Raw genomic sequence first — 24,621 nt, 5'->3', positions numbered from 1 at the left:
ATCCTCTTTACAAAGGAGAAGAGAGAATGAACAAGAATATCGTTCTGAACCGTCGCACCCTGCTGTGGGGTACCGGTACCCTGGGCACCATCGGCCTGCTGACCGCCTGTGGTAGCTCCGGTGGAACCACCACTAGCGCAGCTAGCGCAAGCATGGCTTCTGCCGGTGCTAGGGTCGAAGCTCAGATTAACGCACAGGATGTAGCTAACCTGCAGACCGGTGGCACTCTGACTCTGCCTGTTGGCACGCTTGGTCCAGATTTTAACAACACTTCCCAGAACGGCAACGCAGCGGATAACTCCTTTGTTCTGTCGACTTTCAACACTTCAATGACCAGCGGTATCTGGCAGTCAGACTTTGATGGTACCCCCTCGGTCAACCCTGACTTCTGTGAATCTTACGAGGCTGAAACCGTTGACGGCGTGCAGACCATTCGTGTCAAGCTCAACCCCAAGGCCAAGTTCAACGATGGCACCCCCATTGACATTGAATCCCTGCGTACCTCCTGGCAGGTATTCCGTTCGGCTGACGGTGACTACAACATCGTCAACTCTGGTATGTACGAGTTCATTGAGTCCATTGAAGAAGATGGCGATGCCTTCTCCGCTGTGGTAACTATGAGCCAGCCCTACTATCCGGCTGACAATATCTTTGGAGCTCTTCTGCACCCGGCTTTGCGCGACCCCGAAGTCTTCAATAACGCTTATACTGATAACCCCAACCCCGACTACGCGGTAGGTCCCTTCAAGTTGGAAGAGTGGAACTCTACTGAAAAGCGTCTCTCGGTAGTTCCCAACGAGAACTGGTGGGGCACTAAGCCTCTGCTGGAGCGCATCACCTTCCGTCAGATGGAGGCCGCCGCAGCCCGTGCAGCCTTCCGTAACGGCGAAATCGATGCTGTTAGCGCACGAACCCAGGCAGCCTACAAGGACGTTGAGGGCACCGCAGATGCCGAGCCCCGCCGCGCTCTGCGCCTCTTCGCTGGTGGCCTCAACCTGAACCCTGCCCGCATTCAGGATGTTGCCCTGCGCCGCGCTATCTTTGCAGGCACCGACCGTAAGGCAATCTCTGATATCCGCTTCCAGGGTCTGAACTGGACCGAAGAGACCCCCGGCTCTATGATGCTTCTGCCTATCTCTGAGTATTACTCAGATAACTACCCCGAAGAGCGCGGGGTTGAGGCTGCCCAGAAGATTCTGGAAGATGCAGGTTACACCAAGAACGGCGACTTCTACGCTAAGGATGGCGTGAATGCTAGCTTCCGCATTACCAATTTCGGTGATGATCCTGTGGGCGCAGCAATGTCGCAGACCATGATTGAGCAGATGAAGGCTATCGGTATTGAGTGCTCTATCGACCAGCAGCCTGATGCTAACTTTGCATCGGTGGTTGGCAATAAGGAATACGACATGACCTTCTCGGGCTATGGCGTTGGATATGATGCAACGACCGCTGCCCGTCAGTTCTACCACTCAGCTAACCTTGATGGTGCCGCAGGCTCCCCTGAAATCGATGCCATGATTGCTGAGATGGAGCAGATTGAGGATGACGCCGAGCGCATGGCTAAGTGCAACGAGATCGAGAAGAAGTTCATGGCCGAGTTTGCAACCCTGGGCACCGTCTTTAATGGTCCGGATATTCAGTACTGCAAGAAGAGCCTGGCCAACTACGGTGCTGCTATGTTCGGCGCACCTGCTTCTAACCCCCAGCTCTGGACCCGCATGGGCTGGATGAAGTAAAAATATTAGAGTTCACTCAAAAGGTTTTGCAGGCTTACGCTTTCTATTGGTTTCTTCGGTCCATACATATTGAGGTGTACCTCAAGCACGAGCCAACGGGTTCGCTGTGAGCCTGCTTTACCAGTCTTTTGAATAAACTTAAAAGGAGCAAGGCGTTGAAAACGCCTTGCTCCTTATATTCTTTCGATAAATTTTAGGCGGGATATTTTGTACAGATATCCCGCCTAAAATTTATCTGGTATTTATCTACCAGCACCGAATTATTCCACCAGCCAGTCTAAAGCAACCTACGGAGCCTCCGCCACCTCCGCCACAAGCTGGATTAGAGCTCGAGGATAATGAAGTGGTCAGAGGAGATACGCTTAATGGGGCGCACTCCCCACCGCCTCTAGATGGCAGACTATGCGCATTTGCAGGCGCAAATCCTGAAATCGCTAGAAGTGATGTAGCAGCTGCGGAAAGTAAAATTTTATTTATGTGTTTCATGTCTCAATATTATTTTTTAAAAACTTCTCCGTCAATATTTCTTTGTCAAAAGATTTTTGACTAAATCCATGCGTAGCGTTTAGATTTCCTTAATTATTCCTTGATTTTATTGTAAATAAAAAATCTCAATATGTGAGAGAGGGGGTTGGTGGGGGTGGTGGGTAATGCATTTTTTTCTGCTAGGGTTGTCTCAATCACACAGATGGTGTGGCGAATATTAAGTTCTTCTGAACTGTTTTCTTTCGAACTATCTTTTGAACAAGGGGTGGCATCATGTCTGCACAGCTCAACATCAACCGCAGGTCCTTCTTCCTCGTCTCAGGCGTAGCCGGCATGACCGGCCTGCTGGCAGCCTGTGGCGGATCCGGTAACACAACCTCAGCCGCTACCGCTTCAGCAGCAGCCGCCGGTGACGATATTTCCCAGCTCGTCTCCATCAACGAGCGTGACCGCTCCGAGCTACAAACCGGCGGAACCCTCACCCTGGGTGTTGCAACCCTGGGCCCTAACTTCAATGTCGCTACCCAGACCGGCTACACCACCTCCAACCTCAACGTCATGGCAGCGGTCAACACCGCCACCGTCAGCGGCCTCTGGAAGACCAACGCTACCGGCGAGTACAGCATCAACACCGACTACTGCCTCTCCTACGAGTCCACCGAAACCGACGGTGTGCAAACCGTCTCCATCAAACTCAACCCCGAGGCCAAGTTCAACGACGGTACCCCCGTCGACATCAAGGCCCTGCAGGTCACCCACAAGACCCTCACCGAAGAGGGCTACAACATCGTTGATCCCGGCGTTTATGCCCACATCGCCTCTATCGAAGAAGACGGAGACGCTTACTCGGTCAAGATCACCATGACCGAACCCTATTACCCTATCGAGGGCCTCTTCGGCACCGGCCTGGTCCACCCCGCCATGGAAGACCCCGCAATCTTCAACGATGGCTTGCTCGATACCATCAACAATGACTACCTCTCTGGCCCCTACAAGGTCGATAACTGGGATTCCGCCCAGAAGGTGCTCACCGTCGTCCCCAATGAGAACTGGTGGGGTGAAAAGCCCCTGCTCGAACGGATCACCTTCCGCCAGATGGAAGCCGCCGCCGCCCGCGCAGCCTTCCGCAACGGCGAAATCGATGCTGTAACCGCAAACAGCCTGACCGCCTACAACGACATTGACGGCACCAGCGGCGCTGAACCCCGCCGCGGCCAGAACCTCTACGCCGGTGGCCTGGTCATCAACCCTGAGCGACTCACCGATACCGCTCTGCGCCGCGCTATCTTCGCCGCAATTGACCGCCAGGCCATTGCAGCCGTCCGCTTCAACGGTCTGAACTGGACTGAAGAAGTACCCGGTTCTATGATGCTCATGCCCTTCGCCACCGACTACCAGGACAACTACCCGACCGAAACCGGTGCAGAGGCAGCTAAGAAAATCCTGACCGACGCAGGCTACAGCGAAAGTGGCGAGTACCTCGCAAACTCATCAGGCAACGCTAAGTTTGCCATTACCACCTTTGGTGATGACCCGGTAGCGTCAGCCACTGCCCAGACCATTGTGCAGCAGATGAAGGCTGCCGGCATCGAATGCACTATCGATAACCAGCCCGACGCGAACTTCTCCACCGTCATCGGCAACAAGGAATACGACGTGACCTTCTCCGGTTACGGCATCCTGGGTGAAGATGCATCGGGTTCAGCAGAGTACTTCTACCACTCCACCACCTACAACGGTATCGGCACTGACGAAATCGACGCGATGTGTGAGCGCCTGCGCACCATCGAATCAATGGAAGAGCGTAACGCCCTGTCCAACGAAATCGAGAAGAAGCACATGGCAGAGGTGGCCACCATGATCCCCATCATCAACGGCCCCGAAATCTGGTTCTGCAAGACCAACCTGGCCAACTACGGTGCCTTCCTCTTCGCCCGCCCCTACGCCAACCCGTCCGCCTACATCAACGCAGGCTGGGTCAAGGAATAGGACCAACGTCTAAGTTTCCACCCTTTCGCCGGTTTTCGACGGTCTAGCCGTTGAAAACCGGCGAAAGTGTCGAAACAGGGATTCTGACTCTCAACCGCGCAAACCCGGCGGCTTCTTGCCCACATACGTTATTCTTAATAGCTGATTCTTAAATTTGTTAGCGGGCCGGTTAAGCCCGTGACGCCCATCCAGCCACGAAAGTAGTGCACAGCCCGTGTTTAATTCACTCTCAGACCGGTTGACAGCAACCTTCAAAAACCTGCGCGGCAAAGGCAAGCTGACTGAAGCAGATATTGACGCTACAGTTCGCGAGATTCGCCGTGCCCTGCTGGATGCCGACGTGGCCGTCCCCGTCGTCCGCGAATTTACCTCCCACATCAAGGAACGCGCCCTGGGTGCCGAGGTCTCCGAAGCCCTCAACCCCTCCCAGCAGATCGTCAAGATTGTCAACGAAGAGCTGGTCAACATCCTGGGCGGCCAGACCCGCCGTATCAACATGGCCAAGACCGGCCCCACCATCATCATGCTGGCCGGTCTGCAGGGTGCCGGTAAGACCACCCTGGCCGGTAAGCTTTCCCACTGGCTCAAGAAGCAGGGCCACACCCCTATGCTGGTGGCCTCTGACCTTCAGCGCCCCAACGCCGTCAACCAGCTCAAGGTGGTGGGTGAGCGCGCTGGCGTGCCCGTCTACGCCCCGCACCCCGGCGTCACCAGCGAATTCGACGTACCCACCGGTGACCCTGTCCAGGTTGCCCGCGATGGTGTAGCTGAGGCCCGCGCCAAGCTGCACGATGTGGTCATTGTCGATACCGCAGGCCGCCTGGGCGTCGACGCCGAGCTCATGCAGCAGGCCCGCGACATCCGTGACGCTATTGAACCTAACGAAGTTCTCTTCGTCATCGACGCCATGATTGGTCAGGACGCCGTCAACACCGCTAACGCCTTCAACGAGGGTGTCGACTTTACCGGCGTTGTGCTCTCTAAGCTGGACGGTGACGCCCGCGGTGGTGCCGCCCTGTCAGTTGCTTCGGTAACCGGCAAGCCCATCATGTTTGCCTCAACCGGTGAAAACGTTACCGACTTTGAGCAGTTCCACCCTGACCGCATGGCCAGCCGTATTCTCGACATGGGTGACGTGCTCACCCTGATTGAGCAGGCCGAGCAGACTTGGGACAAGGCCGAAGCTGACCGCATGGCAAAGAAGTTCGTTGACCAGGAAGACTTCACCTTTGAAGACTTCCTGGCCCAGATGCAGCAGATTCGCAAGATGGGGTCCATGAAGAAGCTGCTCATGATGATGCCGGGTGCAGCCCAGATTCGTCAGCAGCTGGAGAACTTTGACGAGAAGGAAATCGACCGCGTCGAGGCAATCGTGCGCTCCATGACCCCTCACGAGCGCGTGGCTCCCAAGATTATTAACGGATCCCGCCGTGCCCGTATCGCTAAGGGTGCCGGTGTGACCGTTTCTGAGGTCAACATGCTCATGGAGCGTTTTGCCCAGGCGCAGAAGATGATGAAGAAGCTGGCTAGCGGCAATATGGCCGGTATGCCCGGTGGCATGCAGATGCCCGGTATGGCCGCTGCCGGTGGTGCTGCCCGTAAGAACAAGGGCAAGGGTAAGGGCAAACAGAAGGCTCGTTCTGGCAACCCGGCAAAGCGCGCCCAGCAGGAGCAGGCAGCAGCAGCTAAACAGCAGGCTGCTCTGGGCTCGGCCTTTGGTCAGCAGGCCCAGGATGTGAAGCCTGAGGATCTGAACCTGCCTAAGGGCTTCGAGAAGTTCCTCAAGTAAAACCTGCTCATAGGGCGGGGGTAAGCAGTTGGCTTACCCCCGCCCTGTGGTTTTTAAGGACGCTTGTGGGGAGGGGCCAGTTCTGCTGAGAGAGTGCAAGGGCTCCTCTACCTTTTACGCTGTGGTCTGGCGCGGTACATTGGGTGTAGTAACCGCCCGTCGAGAAGGAGCAGTACCGTGGTTGATTCTTACCTGCCTGAAGAAGAACTGAAAGCCTTTATTGACAGTCTGCCCACCCGTCGTCTGGCAGCCGGTGCCCTGATTCGAAATGATGAGGGGAAGATGCTGGTGGTCAAGCCTAACTATAAGGATGGCTGGACTATTCCCGGCGGTACCGTAGAGGCTGGCGAAGCCCCGCAGGCCGGTTGCTTCCGTGAGGTAGCTGAAGAAGTTGGTCTTGACCTAGAACCGGGCCGCCTGCTGGTAATTTTTCACGGGCTTCAGATGGGTATCTGGGGCGACTCTACCTACTACATTTATGATGCTGGCGTGCTACCTGCGACCACGACGATTACCCTGCAGGAGGAAGAGCTCACCGGCTATGAGTGGGTTGCTCCTGAAGATTTAGATGATTATTTTGGGCCCCGTCACGCCCACCGTCTGCGACAGGCTTTCCGCGCTGTGCAGACCGGCGCCGTGTATGAGTTCTCTAGCGAAAGATCTGCCAGCTAGATTTTTCTTCCCCTGTAGCCCGGGTAGAGCTCTGCCCTTTTGATGTAGCCTTGATTAGGATTTTAAGCATATGACTGATTCACAGCGTGAACCTGCCCAGCAGAATACCTCCCGGGGGCAGGTTGTGGGTTCTGATGTACTGTGGGTGCGTCTGCGCATTGACCGTGCGCAGCCAGGGGTGGACTGGCGTGAACTGATTTCAGCTGCTAACGGCGGTGAAGCGGAAGATCCTCAGCTTGCGGACGCCGGTAACCAGACGTCCTTACCCTCTGATGTTGAGCAGCAGGTCAGAGACCAGCTAGAGAGTATTATTGGTATGATTCGCGAGCAGGCTCAGGCCCCAGCTCAGAGTTATGAGTACACCGAGGACGAGCTCAAGAGCGTTGAGGAGCTCGCTGCCGACCCCGATAAGTTCGATGACCTGATTCAGCAGATTATGCAGGCAGAGCAGGGGAGCGAAGAGGTCCTGGCAGAGCCTGAAGATATTCCTACTGAGGTTACCGCAGAGGAGCTTCAGGCGCTGACCGGCGACCCCACCCCAGAGGCTCTGGCCGCGATGGAAGAGCTGAACTGGGAGATTACCCCTCAGCTAGCGGGCTATTTAGAGTCGGTGGCGACGGTGACGGCCCTTGAGACGGACGGACGCCGTGCCCAGCTCTTCGTGCTGTGCGAGCGGGTGCCGGGGCAGGCGTCCTTGCGCACCGTGCAGACCGACAGCACCGGGGTGCTGCTGCCCGGTGTGCCCCTGAATAAGTTCCTGACCCAGATGGACGCTCTCTTCCCGGGTGCCGCTGACCTTCTGCCCCAAAAGCCGGGGGAGGACTACCACCTGGCGTCCTTCTCCCAGGGCACCGATTCCCTGAGCCTTGACCCGCACGGGGTGAGTGCTGCGCTGGTGGAACTGTCGATGGCTGACCTTGCCACCTACATGCAGCCTGAGCTCATGGCCGGTGAGGTCGAGGCGGCGCCTGCCGATAAGGGCTGGTCGCTGCTCACCGCCGACCCTTGCACCCTGGCCAACCTGCTTGAAGCTATGGACGTGCCCTCAATTGTGGCTGAACAAACCCTCTTTGGCCAGAACCTGACCTTCGTGCTCCCGGCCGATTCCACCGGCCCCGAAACCGGTAGCGTCACCGACTGGGTTAACCAGGTCATGGGCACTCCCGACTCGGGTCTGGTGGGCACCGTGTTGACTTTCAGCTGGTCACCCCTCACAAAAATCGGCTCTGCCCTTGAACGGGTCTCCAGCGAAGTGGGCAACCTGGTCTGGAGTCTGCCGGGCCTACTCCCGGCACCGTTCAGGGAGCTAGCCGCCCGTGACCAGCTCGAACAGCTCATCTGGCTCTACGGGCTCGATGAGCAAACCGCTAACCGCCTGACCAACTACGTGCTGGACTGCGAAAGCAGCGACGGGCTCGAGTCCACCATTCACGCTCTGGAACTGCCCGAAGAACTCCTCAAAGTGCTCACCGGGGCCGTAGGCCTGGACGAGTTCGTGGGCTACCGTCGCTTCACCGCCGATATGAACGGTCTTGACCGTTTCAAGGAAAGCGTCACCGCCTACCCTAACGGCACCGATACGCTCAGCACTGTCAGCCGCGAAATCCGCCAGCGCCCCTGGCTTCTGACCGCTGACGCCGCAGCCCAGCTGGGTGCCTCAGGGGCTCTGGCTCTGTGGGCAGCCCGACGTGCGACACATGGGCGCTCACCCCGAGCAGCGCTGATTGCAGCAGCGACTCTAGGAGCTACCGGTGCTGCTGAGATGCTGATCGCCCGGGTCTACCAGCGGGTTGTAGCCGCAGAAAAGCTCCCCCCGATGGAGCATCATCAGGCTCGCCCCCTCTCACTGACCGAAGAGCTACGGGCCCAAGCTCAGCAAGAGGAAGAGAGAAGTCCTGAACCCAAGGCTCCCAAGGTTGTGCGCAATACCCAAAAATTGGGTCGGCAGGCTGGGCAGCTTGCCCGCCAGCAGCTGGGACGCTTCTTCGGGGCACGCGACCAACAGTAGGTACTTTCCCTCTATCGGGGGAGTTGCCCCGTGCTAGGTCTTGATACAGTGGACAGGTGAACACTGCCACCCGTTTTTCCTTCTCACAGATAGACCCCGACTGGGAGCGGCCCACCCCACCGGCGGCGTCCTTACGTAAGGATGTTCTGGTGTGGGGCGTGGTGCTTGCAGCTACTCTTCTCTTGAATGCCGCCTACCACTCTGCGGGTTTTCTGGGGGACGATACCGAGCAGATTCGCTATTCCTATGGGGCAGCTGCTGCTATGACCCTGCCCTTGATTCTGCGCCGTATCTACCCGCTGAGCATGATGCTGGTAGCCACCGCCCTCTTCATTGCTCTGAGTTATGTGTCCGAAATAGCGCCCGCCACCCTGAGCTACCAGCTCTGCTATTTCGCGGTGCTTTTTGCCGGCATAGCCTGGGGCAAAAACCGCACCCTGACCTGGATTGTCTACGCCCTGGTCTGCACCGCCGCCCTCGTCTGGATCGTGATTGCCTGGGCGGTAACCGACTCGGCCTACAGCATGGCAGGTATCGAGGAGTATTCCGGTGGCCTGATGAGCCAGGCTACCGCCGGATACGTGATGGCCTCGGTAACAAACCTTTTTTACTTTGGGTGCGCAGCCCTCATGGGGCGAACCGCCTGGAACCAGGCCTACCAGCGAACCGTGCTTGCTGCCCAAGCCCAGCAGCTTGAGCAGCAGGCCGAGCAGATGGCTCAGGACGCCGTGACCCGCGACCGCCTGCGCATCGCCAGGGAACTCCACGACTCGGTGGGCCACCACGTCTCATCCATGGGAATTCAGGCAGCAGCAGCCCGCCGGGCCCTGAGCAAGAAACCTGAACTGGCAGCAGAGCCCCTGGCCAACATTGAAAAGCTGGCTCGCTCTTCGGTCTCTGAAATGAAGAACCTGATTCGAGTCATGCGTGCCGCCGGGGAAGCTGAGCACGGCGGCGGTTCGGCGAAAGAACCCCAGGTCGCTGAAATTTTTGACCTGGTAGAGCACATGAGCTCGGTCGGTGTCCAGACCCGGCTGCAGGTAGGGGAGCAGGACCTTGACCGCCTGACCCACCTTCACCAGGGAACCCAGCTGTCCATCTACCGCATGGCCCAAGAAGCCCTGACCAATGTGCGCAAACATTCAGCGGCCCAAAACGCGGTGCTGGCCCTGCGCACCGGCGGCAGCACCGGTGCCTACTGGGCTGAATTAGAGGTCACCGATGACGGCCCTGCCACCGGCCCAGAGCGGGGAGAAGGCCAAGAGTACATACCCGATTCCAGCCACCACGGTTACGGGCTCCAAGGCATCCGGGAACGAGCTGCCGCCCTGGGTGGTACCTGCTGGGCAGGCCGGAGGCAGGGTGCCCCCGGCTGGAAGGTGCAGGTGCGTTTCCCTATAGACATTGACGAAACCCACGACCCCGACGCCTCTAGGAGCGCCTCATGACCCTCAAAGTACTGTTAGCGGACGACCAAGACATGGTGCGATCCGGTTTCGCCCTCATTCTCTCGATGGAGGACGACATCGAGGTAGTCGGCCAGGCCCGCAACGGCAAAGAGGCGCTGGAACTTGCCGCAAGCGTCCGCCCCGATGTAGTGCTCATGGACGTTCAAATGCCCGTAATGGACGGAATCACCGCCACCGCCGCCTTGACCGAGCAGCTGCCGGGCACAGCCGTCCTGATTCTCACGACCTTTGACCGCGAAGACTACCTCTTCTCAGCCCTGCAAGCCGGTGCCAGCGGTTTCCTGCTCAAAACTTCAGACGCTGATGAGCTGGTTGCTGCTATCCGTAAGGTTGCCGGGGGTCTAGCTCTGCTCTCACCCGAAATGACCCTGCCGCTCATCGCCCGTTTTGTGGAGCAGACTAAGGGGCAGGACGCCGCCAACCCGGCAGGAAGCATCGGGCAGGGACAGGCTGGGGGAGTGCAGGCCACCAGTGACCTGAGCCCCGACGATGCCTTTGCTCTTGCAGCCCTGACACCGCGCGAGAAAGAGACCCTGGAACTGCTCGCCCAGGGGCTCACCAACGCGGAAATTGCAGAAAAGCTCTTTCTGGGAGCTGCAACCGTCAAGACGCACGTATCGAACATCCTGGCCAAAACCCACAGCCGTGACCGGGTTGGCGCCGTGATTTTTGCCCACCGGGTAGGGCTAGCCTAGATTCTCAACCTAGCTTCTTGGCGTCCGCCCACAATCTCCCCCGCCCGGCTCCACCCGGCGGGGGAGTTCTTCTTCGCGTGGACTTTCTAGACTTGGGGGTACAAGCAAGCCACAGGAAGTGCCCTTATGAACGACCATACGATAGAAGTCCGCGACCTCACCAAGGTCTACGGCAGCGGCCCCGGTGCCACCACCGCTGTAGAAAAGGTGAGCTTTACCGTTGAACCCGGCTCCATGACCGGCTTCCTCGGCGCTAACGGCGCGGGTAAAACCACCACCATGCGCATGATCATGGGCCTGCTCGAACCCACCGAAGGGCAGGTACTCTACGGCGGCCGTCCCATTACCGCCGCAGACCGCGCGGGTTTTGGCTACATGCCCGAAGAACGCGGCCTCTACCCAAAGCAGGCTATCCTGGCCCAGCTCGTCTATCTGGGCCAGCTACGCGGTATGAGCGCCAGCACCGCCCGCACCATCGCCACCAATCACCTCACCGAACTGGGGCTGGGGGAGCGCCTGAACGACAAGCTCGAATCCCTCTCCCTCGGCAACCAGCAGCGGGTGCAGATTGTAGCCTCTATCCTGCACCAGCCCACCGCCCTAATCCTCGACGAACCGTTCTCTGGCCTTGACCCTAAAGCCGTAGACACCATGGTCTCCATGATGCGCGAGCTCATGCGTGTTGGCGTCCCCATCCTCTTCTCATCCCACCAGCTCGACCTGGTAGACCGTCTCTGCGACCGCGTCGTTATTCTGCATGGGGGCACCGTGCGAGCCGCAGGCAGCGCCACCGAACTCAGAGAATCAGGCACCCCCCGCTACCTCTACCGGGGCGGGGCCGATGCCGCCTGGCTGCGCGAACTACCCGGGGTCAGAGTCCTTGATGTGTCCGGCACCGACGCCGTCCTCGAACTGGCCCCCGGCGCTGACCTCGCTAGCGTCCGCCATCAGATCCTGAGCACCGGCCTCCACCACGACATACACGAGTTCTCCCGCCAGCTCCCCACCCTCGGCGACATCTACCGAAAGGTCACCGGCCAATGAACACCGCACCCACCCGCCCCAGTACCGCCCCCAAAAACGCCTGGCAAATCGTCGCAACCCGCGAAATCATGGTCAAGCTGCGAGACAAATCTTTCATCGGCGGAACCATCTTCTCCCTCGTCATCATCCTGGCCGCAATCCTCATCCCTTACTTTATGAGCTCGGGGTCAACCGACTACACCGTAGCCACCAGCGACGACCGAGCCACCTCCCTGGTCGCTGCCGCCGAAGCCAGCAGCGACGAGAACACCAGCTACACCGCCACCCAGGTCGACAGCGCGGACGCCGCCCGCACCCTCGTTGCCGACGGGGACGCGGACGCCTACCTCGCCCCCACAGACCAGGGCTGGGAACTCGTCTTCGACTCTTCCCCCGACAACAGCCTGGTCACTAAACTGGGTGCCGTCATCACCTCCACCGTTACAGCCGAAAACGCCACTTCAGCCGGTGTTGACCTTGAAGCCCTGGCCGCAGGCACCCAGGTGAGCACCAGCGTCCTCTCCGGCAACAGCAATGCAGGGCTGGCCTTCCTCATCGCCATGGTCTTCGCCATGATTTTCTACATGACCACCGTGCTCTTCGGCGTAGCCATCGCCAACTCCGTGGTCGAAGAAAAACAAAATCGCATCGTCGAAATCATCGCCACCGCCATACCGCTCGGCCAACTCCTCGCCGGAAAAATCGTGGGCAACATCGTGCTCGCCATCCTGCAGGTAGCCATCTACGCAGTCGCCGGCCTCGTCGGCATGCAAATCACCGGAAGCGCCTCAGAATTCGGTTGGATTCTACCCTCGGTCGGCTGGTTCGCCCTGTTCTACGTCGTTGGCTTCGCAGCTATCGCCACCATCTGGGCCGCAGTCGGCGCCATGGCAGCCCGCACCGAAGACATCGCCAACCTCTCCAACCCCATCACCATGGTGCTCATCGCCGCCCTCTTCGCCGGTATCTACGTCTCAGGAACCTGGCTCAAGATTGTTTCTTTTGTGCCTGTCCTTTCCTCAATTGCCATGCCCCGCCGCCTACTCACCGAAGATGTAGCCCTCTGGGAACCCCTGCTCGCTCTTGCCCTCACCCTGGCAACAGCAGCCCTCCTCACCCGCCTCGGTGCCCGTATCTACCGGGCCAACATTATGCGCGGCGGCACCTCGGTCAGCTGGAAGCAGGCGCTGAAGAAATAAACACGGTCAGCTTGCTCACAACACGCTTACTCCATAGAGCGTAACCCTAGATTAAGCGGGGCGGAGCTGGCATACTTGACGGGTACTCGATTTTTCCCGGCCCCTCTCATCCGGGAGAAATTGTGTCCGCAGAGGTCTTGACGAAGCCCGCCCCACGAGCTGACCCCTGACCTCGAACAGTTATAGAAAACAGGAGAAACCACTACAGTGGCTGTTAAAATTCGTCTGAAGCGTTTCGGTAAAATCCGCGATCCCCGCTACCGTGTTGTAGTAGCTGACTCACGCACCAAGCGTGACGGTAAGGCTATCGAGGAAATCGGCATTTACCACCCGACCGAGAACCCCTCACGCATCGAGATCAACTCAGAGCGTGCCCAGTACTGGCTGTCCGTTGGCGCCCAGCCCACCGAGCAGGTAGCTGCTCTGCTGAAGCTGACCGGCGACCTGGCTGCTGCCAAGGGCGAAAAGGCTGAGTCAACCGTAAAGCCCGTTGACGCCAAGCCCGAGTTCGTTGTTCCCGAAAAGGGTTCCGTCATCCTTCCCGAGGCAATCACCCCCAAGGGCGAGGACAAGGCTGAAGAAGCTCCCGCAGAAGAGGCTGCTGAAGAAGCAGCTTCTGAGGAAGCAGCTGAGTAATCATGTTGGCTGACGCTCTCGAACACCTCGTTCGGGGTATCGTCGACAACCCAGACGACGTCCAGGTCCGCGCCAAAACCGGCCGCCGGGGCGAAACCCTGGAGGTTCGCGTGAACCCTGATGACCTTGGACGCGTGATTGGCCGCTCCGGCCGCACCGCCAAGAGCATCCGCACCGTGGTCAACGCCATCAACGACGGCGACCACGTGCGTGTAGACGTCATCGACACCGACCGACGACGCTAACTGAATACTTCTCAAGAAGCCCCTACCGCTTATCAGCTGTAGGGGCTTTCTTGTACCTACCCACCGGCGTCCGCGTCCTTGGTGCCCTTGCCATACCTCCTGCTGGCCTGGGCCTCAGAACCCCCATTGCCTCCAAGTAACCTGCGTTCTAAAATAATGAGTGAGAAAGAAAACGGGTAAAGGGGAATAAGCTACAGGAAGCTTCCCATGACTTTCGACCCTACTAAAGTGCCTCGAAAGCACTACACACGCTCAGCCTTCAAACACGGCTATACCGAAGCTGAGATATGGAACGCAATCATCCATGCGCAATGGATGTATCGCGAATACGACATTAGCAAGGAACCAATCTACCGCTATATTGGGCACCCCGACCCCTACACACGAGACCTTATCGAAGTTCTCGTCAAACCAATTCAGAACGACACCATCATGGTAATTTTCCATGCTATGAGAACAGGAGAGAGGGCCAATAATGACCAGCACCTCCGCTGAAAACATGCTCCTTCATAACGAAGAATACTGGGAGCTACTCTCCCACGCTGCTGAGCTCGGGCTCAACACCCCGCGTGAAGAAGAACCCCTTACCGGCAAAGCGGCCCAACTTCACGCTGCAGCTACCTTCGGTATAGAAGCAACAGCACACAACACCCCTTCAAACTAACTACACAAGCCCCGGGCTAGCATCTCGCTGGTACGGGGCTTTTATCTACCCACCGGCGTCCGCAAAACCCGGTAAAGTTAGACCCAAACCCCACAACACCTTTACCCCCAAGGAGATACGCGTGCAGGTACAGGTCGCCCGCATCGGCAAACCCCACGGCATCCGCGGCGAAGTCACCGTCCAGCTCTTCACCGACGCCCCCGAAGAACGCTTCGCTCCCGGGGCCGTACTCGACATCGAAAACTTCAACCCCGCAAGCCCCGCAGGCACCATCGCCCCCGCAGGCACCCTCACCGTCAAAAAATCCCGCTGGAACAAAAAAATCCTGGTCGTAGCCTTCGAAGAAGTCACCAACCGCAACCAGGCCGAAGAACTCCGCGACACCCGCCTCACCTTCGACTCCTCCGCAGAAACCGACACCGACAGCGACGACGAAGGCTACTACGAGCACGAACTGCTCGACCTGCCCGTCTACCTGGCCGCCGACATCAAGGACGGCTACCTACCCGAAGAGCCCATCGCCATCGTCACCGGCCTGCAGACCATGCCTACCCAGGATCTGCTGATTCTCGAAAACACCGCAGACGGTGAAGAGGTCATGATCCCCTTCGTCGAAGAACTCATCCCCGCTATCGACACCGAAGAGGGCTACATCATCATCAACCCTCCAGCCGGCCTGCTCGAACTCAACAGCGACGATGAAGAAGCAGAACCCGAGACCGAGAGTGAGCACAGCTAACGCTCATGCGCTTTGACGTCATCACCATCTTCCCCGAATACCTGGCCCCGCTAGAGCTCTCCCTCATGGGCAAAGCTCGCGAATCGGGCAAGGTTGACCTGCACCTGACCAACCTGCGTGACTTCGCCTTCGACCGGCACAAAACCGTTGACGATACCCCCTACGGCGGGGGAGCGGGCATGGTTATGAAGCCCGAGCCCTGGGGCCTCGCTCTGGACCAGGCGCTTGCCGCCTCACCGGCGTCCGCACGGGCGGACGGGGGTAAACCCCTGCTCATCGTGCCCTCACCGGCCGGCACCGTCTTCAATCAGCAGCTGGCCTACGACCTGGCAGAAGAAGAGCACATCGTGTTCGCCCCGGCCCGCTACGAAGGCATTGACGAGCGTGTGCTGGACTGGGCTGAGCAGGAATTTAGGGTGCTGCCCGTATCAATCGGCGACTACGTGCTCTACGGGGGTGAAGTGGCCGTGATGGTGATGATTGAGGCCATTACCCGCCTGATTCCCGGTGCTATGGGCAACCCTGAGTCCCTGGCCGAAGAGTCCCATACCGGCGGGCTGCTGGAGTACCCGGTCTACACCAAGCCCGCCACCTGGCGAAACCAGCAGGTGCCGCCCGTCCTGCTCTCTGGCAACCATGGCGCCATTGCCCGCTGGCGCCGCGACGAGCAGATCAAGCGCACCTTCGCCCGCCGCCCCGACATGATCAAGGCCTACCCCGCAGAGAACTGGGACAAGAAAGACCGCAAGCTCCTGCAGGAGCTGCACACCGAGCAGAAAGCCGCCAAAAAAGCTGAGCGCGAGGCCGGGCTTTCGAGGGAAGGCCAGTAAAGTAGGTAAGCTCACAAGCAACACGCGGACGCCCGCCCCGGGACCCCTGGTGCGGGCGGGTTTTCTGTGGGATAATTTTTATTTGTGTTCATGCTGGGCACGCCCCTGCCGCAGGGGGAAGAGCGACCTATAACAGCGTGAACCACCGGCTCTGACCGTTCAGAGCGCGGTGAGTAAAGAATTCATCGCAGACAGCATCAGTCTGGCACCACCCGGTGACCCCTAGACACTGCCTGCGACATACACCGAATATGTTTGACCTGCGGCAGAGATATTCACGGAGAAACTCAATGCAGACTCTTGACTTCATTGATAACAAGTCACTTCGCACCGACATCCCCGAGTTCGGCCCCGGCGACACCCTGAACGTACACGTCAACATTGTTGAAGGTAACCGCAGCCGTGTCCAGGTCTTCAAGGGCTTCGTTGTTGGCCGTCAGGGTGCTGGCGTCCGCGAAACCTTCACCGTCCGCAAGGTTTCCTTCGGTGTTGGCGTAGAGCGTACCTTCCCCGTACACTCTCCCGTCATCGAAAAGATCGAGGTTGTCACCCGCGGTGACGTCCGCCGTGCAAAGCTCTACTACATGCGCGACCGTCACGGTAAGGCTGCTCGTATCCGCGAGAAGCGCGAAGCCTAAGCCATTTAGGTTTCATCAGATTTATGGAGACTGGCGTAAACGCCGACTCTTCTGAGGCAAGGCGCCAACCCTTTCTACAGGGCTGGCGCCTTGTTGCTGTCGCCGCAGCCCTCGCCTTTACCGTGCTCCTGGTGGTTCGTTCCTTTTTCATTGATGTGTTCTACATACCCTCAAGTTCCATGGAACCCACCTATGAACCGGGCGACCGTATTCTAGTCTCAAAACTAGCTACCGAGCCCCAGCGTGGCGATGTGGTCGTTTTTGACGGTACCGGCTCCTTTGCCCCCTATGTGCCCGGCAGCCCCTGGGTGCGTGATCCGCTCACAACCGCGGGGCAGTGGCTCGGGCTGGTGGGCTCAGATACGGTCTACATCAAGCGTGTCATCGGGGTTGCTGGCGATACCGTCGAGTGCTGCGATACCGAGGGCTATCTTCTCATCAATGGGCAGCCTTCCGAAGAGCCCTATCTTTACCCCGGCGACAGCGCCAGCGAGGTGAGCTTTAGCGTACAGGTGCCCGAAGGACGCATGTGGGTGATGGGCGACCACCGCTCGGCGTCCGCTGACTCCCGGGCCCTGCTAGGGGCCCCCGGTGGCGGTATGATCCGCACCGAGAAAATCATCGGCACCCCGGTCTTCATCGCCTGGCCGGCCCACCGCTTTGGTCAAGCTCCCAGCTAAAACCACTAAACTATCTCTAAACACGTTCACAGCAGAAGGGTGCGGGCTCATGGAGCAGCAGAAGAACTCAGACAGCATCGAGGCAGCGGCACAGGACGCCACCACAGCCTCGACCGACAAGCCCCGCGGCGGTAAGCGCCGCCGCGAAAATAGCGCGGTCAAAGAGTACACCCTGATTATCCTCTACGCGGTGCTCATCGCCTTCCTGCTGAAAACCTTTATTGTTCGCGGGTTTTACATTCCTTCTAGCTCCATGGAAGATACCCTGCAGATCAACGACCGTGTTTTTGTGAACGTAGCAGGTGGACTCTTCACCGAAGCCGAGCGCGGCGACATCGTGGTCTTCAAGGACACCCAGGGCTGGATGCCTGTCCCTACCAGCTCTAACCCCGTACGCGATGCGCTTGCCTTTGTGGGGGTTATGCCTGATAGCTCATCAAACTACCTGGTCAAGCGTGTGATTGGCGTGGGCGGTGACCACATCGTGGGTACCGCCGATGGTCGCATCACCGTCAACGGCGTAGAAATTGACGAGACCTACCTCAAGCCCGGTGTAAGCCCCACCGAGCTTCCCTTCGACGTGATCGTTCCCCAGAACTCCTACTTTGTCATGGGCGATAACCGCTCTAACTCTGCTGACTCCCGCTACCATATTCAGACCGGCACCGAGTTCATCAACGACGCCGACGTCGTGGGCGAAGTCTTCGTTGTTGCCTGGCCCCTGTCTAGCTTCACGTTCGTCGGTGGGGCTAGCGATGTCTTTGCCGACGTACCCGATACCGAGTAAGACCGTGCCAACTAAAGAAACCGCGTCCGCTAATCTGAGTGTCGAAACCGAGCTTTTTGTAGCGGGCAAGACCCTGGTGGCGGGTATGGACGAGGTGGGGCGCGGTCCGCTGGCCGGGCCGGTGACCGTTGGGGTTGCCGTGATTGATGCGAGCGCCCAGCTCAGCATCGAGGGGCTCATTGATTCCAAGGCCCTGACCGAGAAAAAGCGGGTGGCGATGGCTCCGCAGGTGAAGCAGTGGGCCGTGACCGCAGTGGGGCACGCCAGCCCTGCTGAAATCGATGCTCTGGGTATTACCACGGCCCTGCGTTTAGCGGGGCAGCGGGCTCTTGCACAGGTGGCTCGGGCTGGGGCCTACCCTGACGCCGTCCTCTTGGACGGCAAGCATAACTGGCTTTCTGCCCCCGAGGCTGACCTTTTTGCCGACCTTGATCCGGCAACCTCCCTCTACCGTGGGCTGGTGGCTGAAGCCTGGGCAGGTCTGGCGGGGGAGTCCGGTGGCTGGTTCGGGCCGGTACAGATGGAGATCAAAGGTGATTATCGCTGCGCTTCTATCGCTGCGGCCTCGGTAGTGGCCAAGGTGGAGCGCGATCACCTCATGGACGAGCTGGACGCCCGCTATCCCGGCTATGGTTGGGCGAAAAATAAGGGCTACGGGTCGGGCGCCCACCGCACCGCGATAGCAACGATGGGGCCCACCCCCCTGCATCGGCTGAGCTGGTCGCTGCCGGCTACCGAGGCACAAATCCAGCAGGCAATGGTGGAACGAGAGAAGGAAGAAGTATGAGCCAAGAGGATCTTGAGAGCTACGAGTCAGGTGCCCAGCTAGCCCTGTATGAAGAGTACAAGAATGTAGCTGAGCTCTTTACCTATATCGTTGAGACCGACCGCCGTTTTTACCTGGCCAACCAGGTGCAGGTGACCCCGCGAACTGCTGATGGGTCTCTGTATTTTGAGGTTGAGATGCAGGACGTATGGGTGTGGGATATTTTCCGCCAGTCTCGGTTTGTTAAGAACGTGAAGGTGTATTCGGTGCGCGATGTGAACGTTGAAGAACGCGCTGCCGCTGAAGACCTGGTAGTGCCGACTATGAGTGATTTCGACCCCGGTTCGGCCTAAAAACTAGCGTATGAGCCCGCCTCCTTCCCGTGAGGGAAGGGGCGGGTTTTTCGTATGCAGAGATGCGCGGACGCCCGGTGCAGCTGCCTGGGGATAAGGATGCGCGGGGCGTCATGGTTGCGTCACGGCTGTACCGTTTATGAGCGTGAATACGGGAGCTATCTGGCGCTGACCTGGTGGTATAGGGGAGCCGGGGATATCCACAGACAGCACAGAGGTAGGTAGAACCAGACCCGGTAGGTCATGATGGGGCTAACCCTGATACTTGAAGGAGGCCCCCATGAACCCCGCACTACAACCATCCTCACCCCATGCGTCCTTGCGGCCCAAAGAAGTGGGGCGCTGGGGTGAAGATATCGCCCTGGCAGTCTTAGAGCAACAAGGCTATACCCTCTTAGCTCGTAACTGGCGGCCCGCACGAACTGAAGAGCGGCCGCGGTGGAGTGGCGAACTTGATTTGATTATGCGCGATAGCGACCAAACCCTGGTCTTTATCGAGGTTAAAACCCGTTCTGGTGCGGGCTACGGGCATCCTCTTGAATCCATTACTACCCGGAAACGCCAGATGCTACGACACCTGGCCTACGCCTGGTTAGCAGAAAACCGGGCTCCCTATTCCACCATGAGAGTAGACGCTATTGCCCTGTGCGGGAGCCCCACTGATTTCACCTTTGAGCACCGGCAGGCGGTGGTGTAGCCGTGGCCTTCGCACGAACCTATTCGGTTGCCCTGGTGGGCGTCACCGGCTACCTCGTTGAAGTAGAAGCCGATATTTCATCTGCCCTACCCGGCTTCGTGCTGCTGGGCTTGCCCGATAGTTCTTTGAACGAGGCCAAAGACCGGGTGCGGTCTGCCGCGAAGAATTCCGGGCTGCCCCTACCGCCCCAGAAACTCACCATCAACCTCACCCCGCCTACTCTTCCCAAGCGCGGCTCGGCATTTGATATGGCCATGTTGGTTGCAGCCCAGCAGGCGGCGGGGCAGCTAGGTTCATCAGGCCGCACGGTCTTCCTGGGCGAAGTCGGTCTCGATGGGAGTGTGCGACAGGTTCCCGGAATACTACCTGCTGTCAAAGCCGCCCGTGATGCCGGGCATGAGCGGGTAGTTGTACCCGAGGGTAATGCCCAAGAAGCAGGCCTCATAGAGGGAGTTGAAGTGACCGGGGTCAGCTGTCTCGCTGAAGTGTTTGAACTTCTGGGCTGCCCCGAACCAGAAAAGCTCAAAAGACCAGTTCTGGTGGGGAGTCAGAGGACGGGGGTGGAACACAGCAGCCCGCAGCAGAGCGCTGATATGGCAGATGTCGCCGGGCAGGCGGAGGGGCGCCTAGCCCTTGAAATAGCGGCTGCAGGGGGCCATCACCTGTTGCTGACCGGCCCACCCGGTTCTGGCAAGACCATGCTGGCTGAACGTCTCTCCGGTATTCTTCCTCCGCTCACACCGCAAGAAGCGCTGGATGTCACCGCGGTGCACTCGCTCTGCCGTTCGGGTGAGCCGCTTACAGAACTGATGACCAGACCGCCTTTCGAAGCGCCCCATCATACTGCCAGCGCACCTGCGATTATGGGAGGTGGTGCCGGGCTGCCCAAGCCGGGGTGCATCTCAAAGGCGCACCGGGGCGTCCTTTTTCTCGATGAAGCCCCGGAATTTAAGCGCAGCGTTTTAGATTCTCTGCGCCAGCCCCTCGAAAGCGGCGAAGTCATTATTAGTCGCTCAGCGGCTTCAGCCCGGTACCCGGCTAGGTTCCAACTCGTTTTAGCTGCCAACCCCTGCCCCTGCGGTTATAACGTGGGGCGCGGTCTAGACTGCACCTGTACTAGCCGTGAGCGAAGGTCCTACTTCAGCCGGCTATCGGGGCCCCTGCTTGACCGTATCGATCTTCATATCAGCGTTCCTAAAGTTACGGCCGCCGACCTCGCTACCAGCGGCACTAACGAAAGCTCAGACGAGATTCGTTACCGGGTCAGTCAAGCCCGCAAAGCCCAGGCAGAAAGACTGACCCCGCTGGGCGTGACCACAAACGCTGAGACGAACGGCAAGATTCTGCGCGGCCCTCTCAAGCTTCCAGCCCAACTCACCTCGTCCCTCTCCACCGCCCTGGACCACGGCACCCTCACAGCCCGCGGCTATGACCGAGTGCTACGGACAGCCTGGACCTTAGCCGACTTAGATGGAGCCACCAGCCCCAGCCGAGACCACCTTGACCTTGCCCTCTACTTCCGCAACCACGCCACTGAAAGCTACCAGACATGACACATCACGACCCCCACCACGATATTCGTAGAGCCCGCACCGAGATCCTGCGCATTACCGACCCCGAGGACGTCGCCACCTACACCCTGCTTCGGCTTGTGGGACCGGTCCGTGCCGCAGACTACCTCACCGGCCGTCAGGAACTCACCCCGCGTCTTCTAGCCCGCCACCTTGAGGAAGCAGGAGCACACGATGTCTCTGCGGCACCTGCCCTCGCTAGTGCCATCGGTGAACGGACCCAGCGGTGGAAGAGCAGACGGGCAGGTATCAGCGTCCAACAGGATATGGCTTTAGCCCGGGCCAGCGGCAGCTGGCTGTGTATACCCGAAGACCCAGACTGGCCACAGGCCTTGAATGACCTCGCAGAAAAAACTCCGGTCGGCCTCTGGGGCAGGGGAGACCGCCAGCTGCTGGCTCAGCTCACCGCCGAAAAGAGTTATGCGGTCGTGGGGTCCCGCGATGTCAGCTCCTACGGTAACTCAGCAACCAGCCACCTGGCCGGTGAACTAGCAAACCGGGGCTATACGGTGGTCTCAGGCGGAGCCTTTGGCGTAGACGCCACCGCCCATCGAGCAGCTCTCGCTACAGCGACGTCTTCCCTGCCCACTGTAGCGTTGATGGCAGGAGGTCTTGATCGTCTTTACCCCAAGCCCAATGAACGCCTGCTACACGAGATTATTGAACGGGGCCTGCTGCTGAGCGAGGTTCCCCTGGGGCAGAACCCCACTCGTTACAGGTTCCTCCAACGCAATCGGCTTATCGCCGCTCTCACCGGGGCCAGCATAGTTATCGAAGCCCGCTGGCGCAGTGGCGCGCTCAACACCGCCCATCATACCCTAGAACTGGGGCGCCCCGTCTATGCTGTACCCGGCCCTATCTTTTCACCGACCTCAGAAGGCTGCCACCGTCTGATTCGCGACGGTCTAGCCCAGCTTGTGACTGACGCCCGGCAGATTCTTGATGACAGAACTTCGGAGATATCTGCAGAACAAACCAGCCTATTTTCAGCTCCTTCTGCCCACCAGAAGCTCCTGGATTCGCTCACCGAAACTCAAAGACGGGTGTGGGACGTACTGCCTCTCCGCACTCCGGCTACCGTTGAACAGCTCAGTGCTGACCTTGCGCTACCTGCCCGAACCGTTATGGTTGCCCTATCTCAACTCAACCGACTCAACCTCGCAGAGCAGGAAGGCCTGGGCTGGCGAAAACCTAAACCATCGGCGGAAAGCTCCGGGGGATAGAATGAAGACCTGACCTCAGCCACCGGTAGAAAGGAGCGGTACGGTGCACCCTGCAGACCAGCTACCCACCACCCTCAAAATCGGGGCCTCCACGGTCGATGAAGACCGAGAGTTCGTACGAGCCCTTGAAGCCTTTGAACGCTACCTCACCTACGAGCTCCACCGCTCACCCCAAACAATTCGGGCCTACGTCTCTGACCTCACTGATTTCTTTGCCCATGCCCGCAGGCACGGCACCACCCACCTCTCCCACATCACTCTTGAAGTCATTCGAGACTGGCTAGCCTACCATCACCGAAAACAAGCTGCCCGGAGCTCTATGGCCCGGCGGACCTCGTCCTTGCGGACCTTCTTCACCTGGGCGGAGGAAGAAGAACTCATCCAAGCCAACCCGGCACTCAAACTCACTACCCCCAAGAAGAGCAACCACCTGCCCTCGGTACTCAGCGAAACCCAGATGCAGGCCCTCACCACAACCCTCACAACAGCTCTGGAGCAGACCCCGCGGGACGCCCGACTCCTGCGTCTTCAAGCGGTAGTGGAGCTACTCTACGCCAGCGGGCTGCGCATCTCAGAGCTCACAGGTCTCGACCTAGCAAGCATTGACCGCCACCAGCGAACCCTACGCGTACTGGGTAAGGGCAATAAAGAGCGGGTTGTGCCCTTCGGAGCCCAGGCTATGCAGGCCCTCAACCGGTGGGTTGTGGCAGGACGCCCGCAGTGGCTTCCCGAGACAGAAGCAGCTAAAAGCGCCCCGGCTCAACACGCCCTCTTCATCGGCCCCCAAGGTAAACGCGCCAACCCCCGGCAGATTCGCCAAGACCTCACCACCCTGCTGGGTACCCTGGGCGACACCGAAGCCACAGGCGCCCACGTCTTCCGCCATACAGCTGCAACCCACATGGTCGATGGGGGAGCAGATATCAGAGCCGTCCAAGAGTTTCTTGGGCACAGTTCTTTAGCAACCACCCAGGTCTATACCCATGTCTCGGTAGACCGCCTTGCCCAGGCCTATAGCAGGGCTCACCCCCGGGCCTAAAGGTAAGGCAGAAGGTATAGGATGGGAAGACCATGTTTTCACCAGCAGAAAAGACCGGCCAGCCCGTCCCACTACCGCCAGAGACTATCGGCAACCCTACCGGTGGTTTTATCTTTCTGCTGGCTGTCCCCTCAGCTCTCACAAGCCACGTGACCTGGGCTCTTGAAAATCTCACTGCTCACCGGCTGACCCCCACCTGGCAAGCCCAACCCCAGAAACCGGGCTACCACCGTGCAGATATCAGCTGGCAGGGCAACAGCGGGGGAGCAGCCCTCATAGCCTCCACCCTGCGGCACTTCAAGGGTAGCTATTTTGAAGTCACCGAGCGCCGCACCGCAACCTCCGATGCCTTACGCATCATGCATACCCCCGAACTCGGCATCTGTACCCTACCGGTAGACCTCCAGGGCAACTTCACCGTGACCGAAGACCGCATCCGCTATGCCTTCGAAAAGGCAGCCGGTAATTTTGATGAACTTTACCGGCAGTTCTCTGCGGCCGTTGGCCAGCCCTGGGACGACGACCTTGAGCCCCTGCGTCCTAACGCCTCATCGGCTAGCGCTACCGTCAGGCTCCGGGCCTAAGGCAAGAGCACCCCCGCCCCAGAGCACAGAAAAGGGCCCTTCTGCCCGAACTAGAGTTCGCGTAGAAGGGCCCTCTCTCACAAGCTAGACCAGCACGGTG

Annotated in this window: 25 protein-coding genes; all 25 read left to right on the top strand. The window is 59.0% G+C overall.

The window, feature by feature from the left end; all coding sequences use genetic code 11:
• Positions 1–26: 26 nt before the first annotated feature.
• A complete protein-coding gene (locus ACED88_RS07995; RefSeq protein WP_449109281.1) occupies positions 27–1,739 on the top strand; it encodes an ABC transporter family substrate-binding protein in 1,713 nt (570 codons plus the stop codon).
• A 759-nt stretch (positions 1,740–2,498) separates the two neighbouring features.
• The gene (locus tag ACED88_RS07990) at positions 2,499–4,214 is read left to right on the top strand and encodes an ABC transporter family substrate-binding protein (RefSeq protein WP_449109280.1); all 1,716 of its coding nucleotides are present in this window, start codon (positions 2,499–2,501) and stop codon (positions 4,212–4,214) included.
• A gap of 214 nt (positions 4,215–4,428) precedes the next feature.
• Entirely contained in the window at positions 4,429–6,003 is a 1,575-nt protein-coding gene (ffh, locus tag ACED88_RS07985; RefSeq protein WP_237205806.1) for a signal recognition particle protein, read from the top strand.
• A gap of 177 nt (positions 6,004–6,180) precedes the next feature.
• Positions 6,181–6,675, top strand: coding sequence for an NUDIX domain-containing protein (locus ACED88_RS07980; RefSeq protein ID WP_449109279.1), 495 nt, complete (start codon positions 6,181–6,183; stop codon positions 6,673–6,675).
• Between the two features lie 70 nt (positions 6,676–6,745).
• On the top strand, positions 6,746–8,683 hold the full coding sequence (locus ACED88_RS07975) for a hypothetical protein (protein WP_449109278.1): 1,938 nt from the start codon (positions 6,746–6,748) through the stop codon (positions 8,681–8,683).
• 56 nt (positions 8,684–8,739) lie between these two features.
• A complete protein-coding gene (locus ACED88_RS07970; protein ID WP_449109277.1) occupies positions 8,740–10,131 on the top strand; it encodes a histidine kinase in 1,392 nt (463 codons plus the stop codon).
• The gene (locus ACED88_RS07965) at positions 10,128–10,847 is read left to right on the top strand and encodes a response regulator (RefSeq protein WP_449109276.1); all 720 of its coding nucleotides are present in this window, start codon (positions 10,128–10,130) and stop codon (positions 10,845–10,847) included. Before ACED88_RS07970 ends, ACED88_RS07965 begins: the two co-directional genes overlap by 4 nt.
• 126 nt (positions 10,848–10,973) lie before the next feature.
• Positions 10,974–11,891 (top strand): ABC transporter ATP-binding protein, encoded by a 918-nt coding sequence (locus ACED88_RS07960; protein ID WP_449109275.1) that lies wholly within the window; start codon positions 10,974–10,976, stop codon positions 11,889–11,891.
• Complete coding sequence (locus tag ACED88_RS07955) at positions 11,888–13,069, top strand: ABC transporter permease (protein ID WP_449109274.1); 1,182 nt, start codon at positions 11,888–11,890, stop codon at positions 13,067–13,069. Before ACED88_RS07960 ends, ACED88_RS07955 begins: the two co-directional genes overlap by 4 nt.
• A gap of 207 nt (positions 13,070–13,276) precedes the next feature.
• A complete protein-coding gene (rpsP, locus tag ACED88_RS07950; RefSeq protein WP_185174544.1) occupies positions 13,277–13,705 on the top strand; it encodes a 30S ribosomal protein S16 in 429 nt (142 codons plus the stop codon).
• 2 nt (positions 13,706–13,707) lie between these two features.
• Entirely contained in the window at positions 13,708–13,950 is a 243-nt protein-coding gene (locus ACED88_RS07945; RefSeq protein ID WP_135011094.1) for an RNA-binding protein, read from the top strand.
• 207 nt (positions 13,951–14,157) lie between these two features.
• Positions 14,158–14,445, top strand: a complete 288-nt coding sequence (locus tag ACED88_RS07940) for a hypothetical protein (RefSeq protein ID WP_237194132.1) — start codon at positions 14,158–14,160, stop codon at positions 14,443–14,445.
• Complete coding sequence (locus tag ACED88_RS07935; protein ID WP_237194130.1) at positions 14,426–14,614, top strand: hypothetical protein; 189 nt, start codon at positions 14,426–14,428, stop codon at positions 14,612–14,614. The genes ACED88_RS07940 and ACED88_RS07935 overlap by 20 nt, the downstream gene beginning before the upstream one ends.
• A 121-nt stretch (positions 14,615–14,735) precedes the next feature.
• Complete coding sequence (gene rimM / locus ACED88_RS07930; RefSeq protein ID WP_449109273.1) at positions 14,736–15,353, top strand: ribosome maturation factor RimM; 618 nt, start codon at positions 14,736–14,738, stop codon at positions 15,351–15,353.
• Positions 15,354–15,358: 5 nt separating this feature from the next.
• Positions 15,359–16,183 carry a tRNA (guanosine(37)-N1)-methyltransferase TrmD gene (gene trmD, locus ACED88_RS07925; protein WP_449109272.1) on the top strand — a complete coding sequence of 275 codons (825 nt, stop codon included), beginning with the start codon at positions 15,359–15,361 and terminating at the stop codon, positions 16,181–16,183.
• A 290-nt stretch (positions 16,184–16,473) separates the two neighbouring features.
• The gene (rplS, locus tag ACED88_RS07920; RefSeq protein WP_135011098.1) at positions 16,474–16,821 is read left to right on the top strand and encodes a 50S ribosomal protein L19; all 348 of its coding nucleotides are present in this window, start codon (positions 16,474–16,476) and stop codon (positions 16,819–16,821) included.
• A gap of 23 nt (positions 16,822–16,844) precedes the next feature.
• A complete protein-coding gene (gene lepB / locus ACED88_RS07915) occupies positions 16,845–17,501 on the top strand; it encodes a signal peptidase I (RefSeq protein ID WP_449109271.1) in 657 nt (218 codons plus the stop codon).
• A gap of 49 nt (positions 17,502–17,550) precedes the next feature.
• Positions 17,551–18,288: a signal peptidase I gene (lepB, locus tag ACED88_RS07910; RefSeq protein WP_449109270.1), complete on the top strand. Its 738-nt coding sequence runs from the start codon at positions 17,551–17,553 to the stop codon at positions 18,286–18,288.
• A 4-nt stretch (positions 18,289–18,292) separates the two neighbouring features.
• A complete protein-coding gene (locus ACED88_RS07905; protein WP_449109269.1) occupies positions 18,293–19,075 on the top strand; it encodes a ribonuclease HII in 783 nt (260 codons plus the stop codon).
• The gene (locus ACED88_RS07900; protein WP_185174550.1) at positions 19,072–19,407 is read left to right on the top strand and encodes a DUF2469 family protein; all 336 of its coding nucleotides are present in this window, start codon (positions 19,072–19,074) and stop codon (positions 19,405–19,407) included. Before ACED88_RS07905 ends, ACED88_RS07900 begins: the two co-directional genes overlap by 4 nt.
• Positions 19,408–19,687: 280 nt before the next feature.
• Positions 19,688–20,104, top strand: a complete 417-nt coding sequence (locus ACED88_RS07895; protein WP_449109268.1) for a YraN family protein — start codon at positions 19,688–19,690, stop codon at positions 20,102–20,104.
• Positions 20,105–20,106: 2 nt separating this feature from the next.
• Entirely contained in the window at positions 20,107–21,657 is a 1,551-nt protein-coding gene (locus ACED88_RS07890) for a YifB family Mg chelatase-like AAA ATPase (protein ID WP_449109267.1), read from the top strand.
• Positions 21,654–22,898 carry a DNA-processing protein DprA gene (gene dprA / locus ACED88_RS07885; protein ID WP_449109266.1) on the top strand — a complete coding sequence of 415 codons (1,245 nt, stop codon included), beginning with the start codon at positions 21,654–21,656 and terminating at the stop codon, positions 22,896–22,898. Before ACED88_RS07890 ends, dprA begins: the two co-directional genes overlap by 4 nt.
• 43 nt (positions 22,899–22,941) lie before the next feature.
• Entirely contained in the window at positions 22,942–23,937 is a 996-nt protein-coding gene (locus tag ACED88_RS07880) for a tyrosine recombinase XerC (protein ID WP_449109265.1), read from the top strand.
• Positions 23,938–23,969: 32 nt separating this feature from the next.
• On the top strand, positions 23,970–24,521 hold the full coding sequence (locus ACED88_RS07875; RefSeq protein WP_449109264.1) for a DUF3145 family protein: 552 nt from the start codon (positions 23,970–23,972) through the stop codon (positions 24,519–24,521).
• Positions 24,522–24,621 lie beyond the last annotated feature (100 nt).

Source organism: Rothia sp. 11273D007AR (assembly GCF_053547255.1).
Note: the sequence above shows the minus strand (reverse complement) of the source record. Positions and strands in the feature narration are given on the sequence as shown.

Coding starts and splice junctions, on each gene's coding strand:
- lepB (WP_449109271.1), top strand. CDS start 16,845: ATGGAGACTGGCGTAAACGCCGACTCTTCTGAGGCAAGGCGCCAACCC.
- ACED88_RS07955 (WP_449109274.1), top strand. CDS start 11,888: ATGAACACCGCACCCACCCGCCCCAGTACCGCCCCCAAAAACGCCTGG.
- ACED88_RS07895 (WP_449109268.1), top strand. CDS start 19,688: ATGAACCCCGCACTACAACCATCCTCACCCCATGCGTCCTTGCGGCCC.
- ACED88_RS07900 (WP_185174550.1), top strand. CDS start 19,072: ATGAGCCAAGAGGATCTTGAGAGCTACGAGTCAGGTGCCCAGCTAGCC.
- ACED88_RS07940 (WP_237194132.1), top strand. CDS start 14,158: ATGACTTTCGACCCTACTAAAGTGCCTCGAAAGCACTACACACGCTCA.
- ACED88_RS07990 (WP_449109280.1), top strand. CDS start 2,499: ATGTCTGCACAGCTCAACATCAACCGCAGGTCCTTCTTCCTCGTCTCA.
- ACED88_RS07965 (WP_449109276.1), top strand. CDS start 10,128: ATGACCCTCAAAGTACTGTTAGCGGACGACCAAGACATGGTGCGATCC.
- ACED88_RS07960 (WP_449109275.1), top strand. CDS start 10,974: ATGAACGACCATACGATAGAAGTCCGCGACCTCACCAAGGTCTACGGC.
- ACED88_RS07945 (WP_135011094.1), top strand. CDS start 13,708: ATGTTGGCTGACGCTCTCGAACACCTCGTTCGGGGTATCGTCGACAAC.
- ACED88_RS07875 (WP_449109264.1), top strand. CDS start 23,970: ATGTTTTCACCAGCAGAAAAGACCGGCCAGCCCGTCCCACTACCGCCA.
- ACED88_RS07935 (WP_237194130.1), top strand. CDS start 14,426: ATGACCAGCACCTCCGCTGAAAACATGCTCCTTCATAACGAAGAATAC.
- ACED88_RS07995 (WP_449109281.1), top strand. CDS start 27: ATGAACAAGAATATCGTTCTGAACCGTCGCACCCTGCTGTGGGGTACC.
- lepB (WP_449109270.1), top strand. CDS start 17,551: ATGGAGCAGCAGAAGAACTCAGACAGCATCGAGGCAGCGGCACAGGAC.
- ACED88_RS07975 (WP_449109278.1), top strand. CDS start 6,746: ATGACTGATTCACAGCGTGAACCTGCCCAGCAGAATACCTCCCGGGGG.
- trmD (WP_449109272.1), top strand. CDS start 15,359: ATGCGCTTTGACGTCATCACCATCTTCCCCGAATACCTGGCCCCGCTA.
- dprA (WP_449109266.1), top strand. CDS start 21,654: ATGACACATCACGACCCCCACCACGATATTCGTAGAGCCCGCACCGAG.
- rplS (WP_135011098.1), top strand. CDS start 16,474: ATGCAGACTCTTGACTTCATTGATAACAAGTCACTTCGCACCGACATC.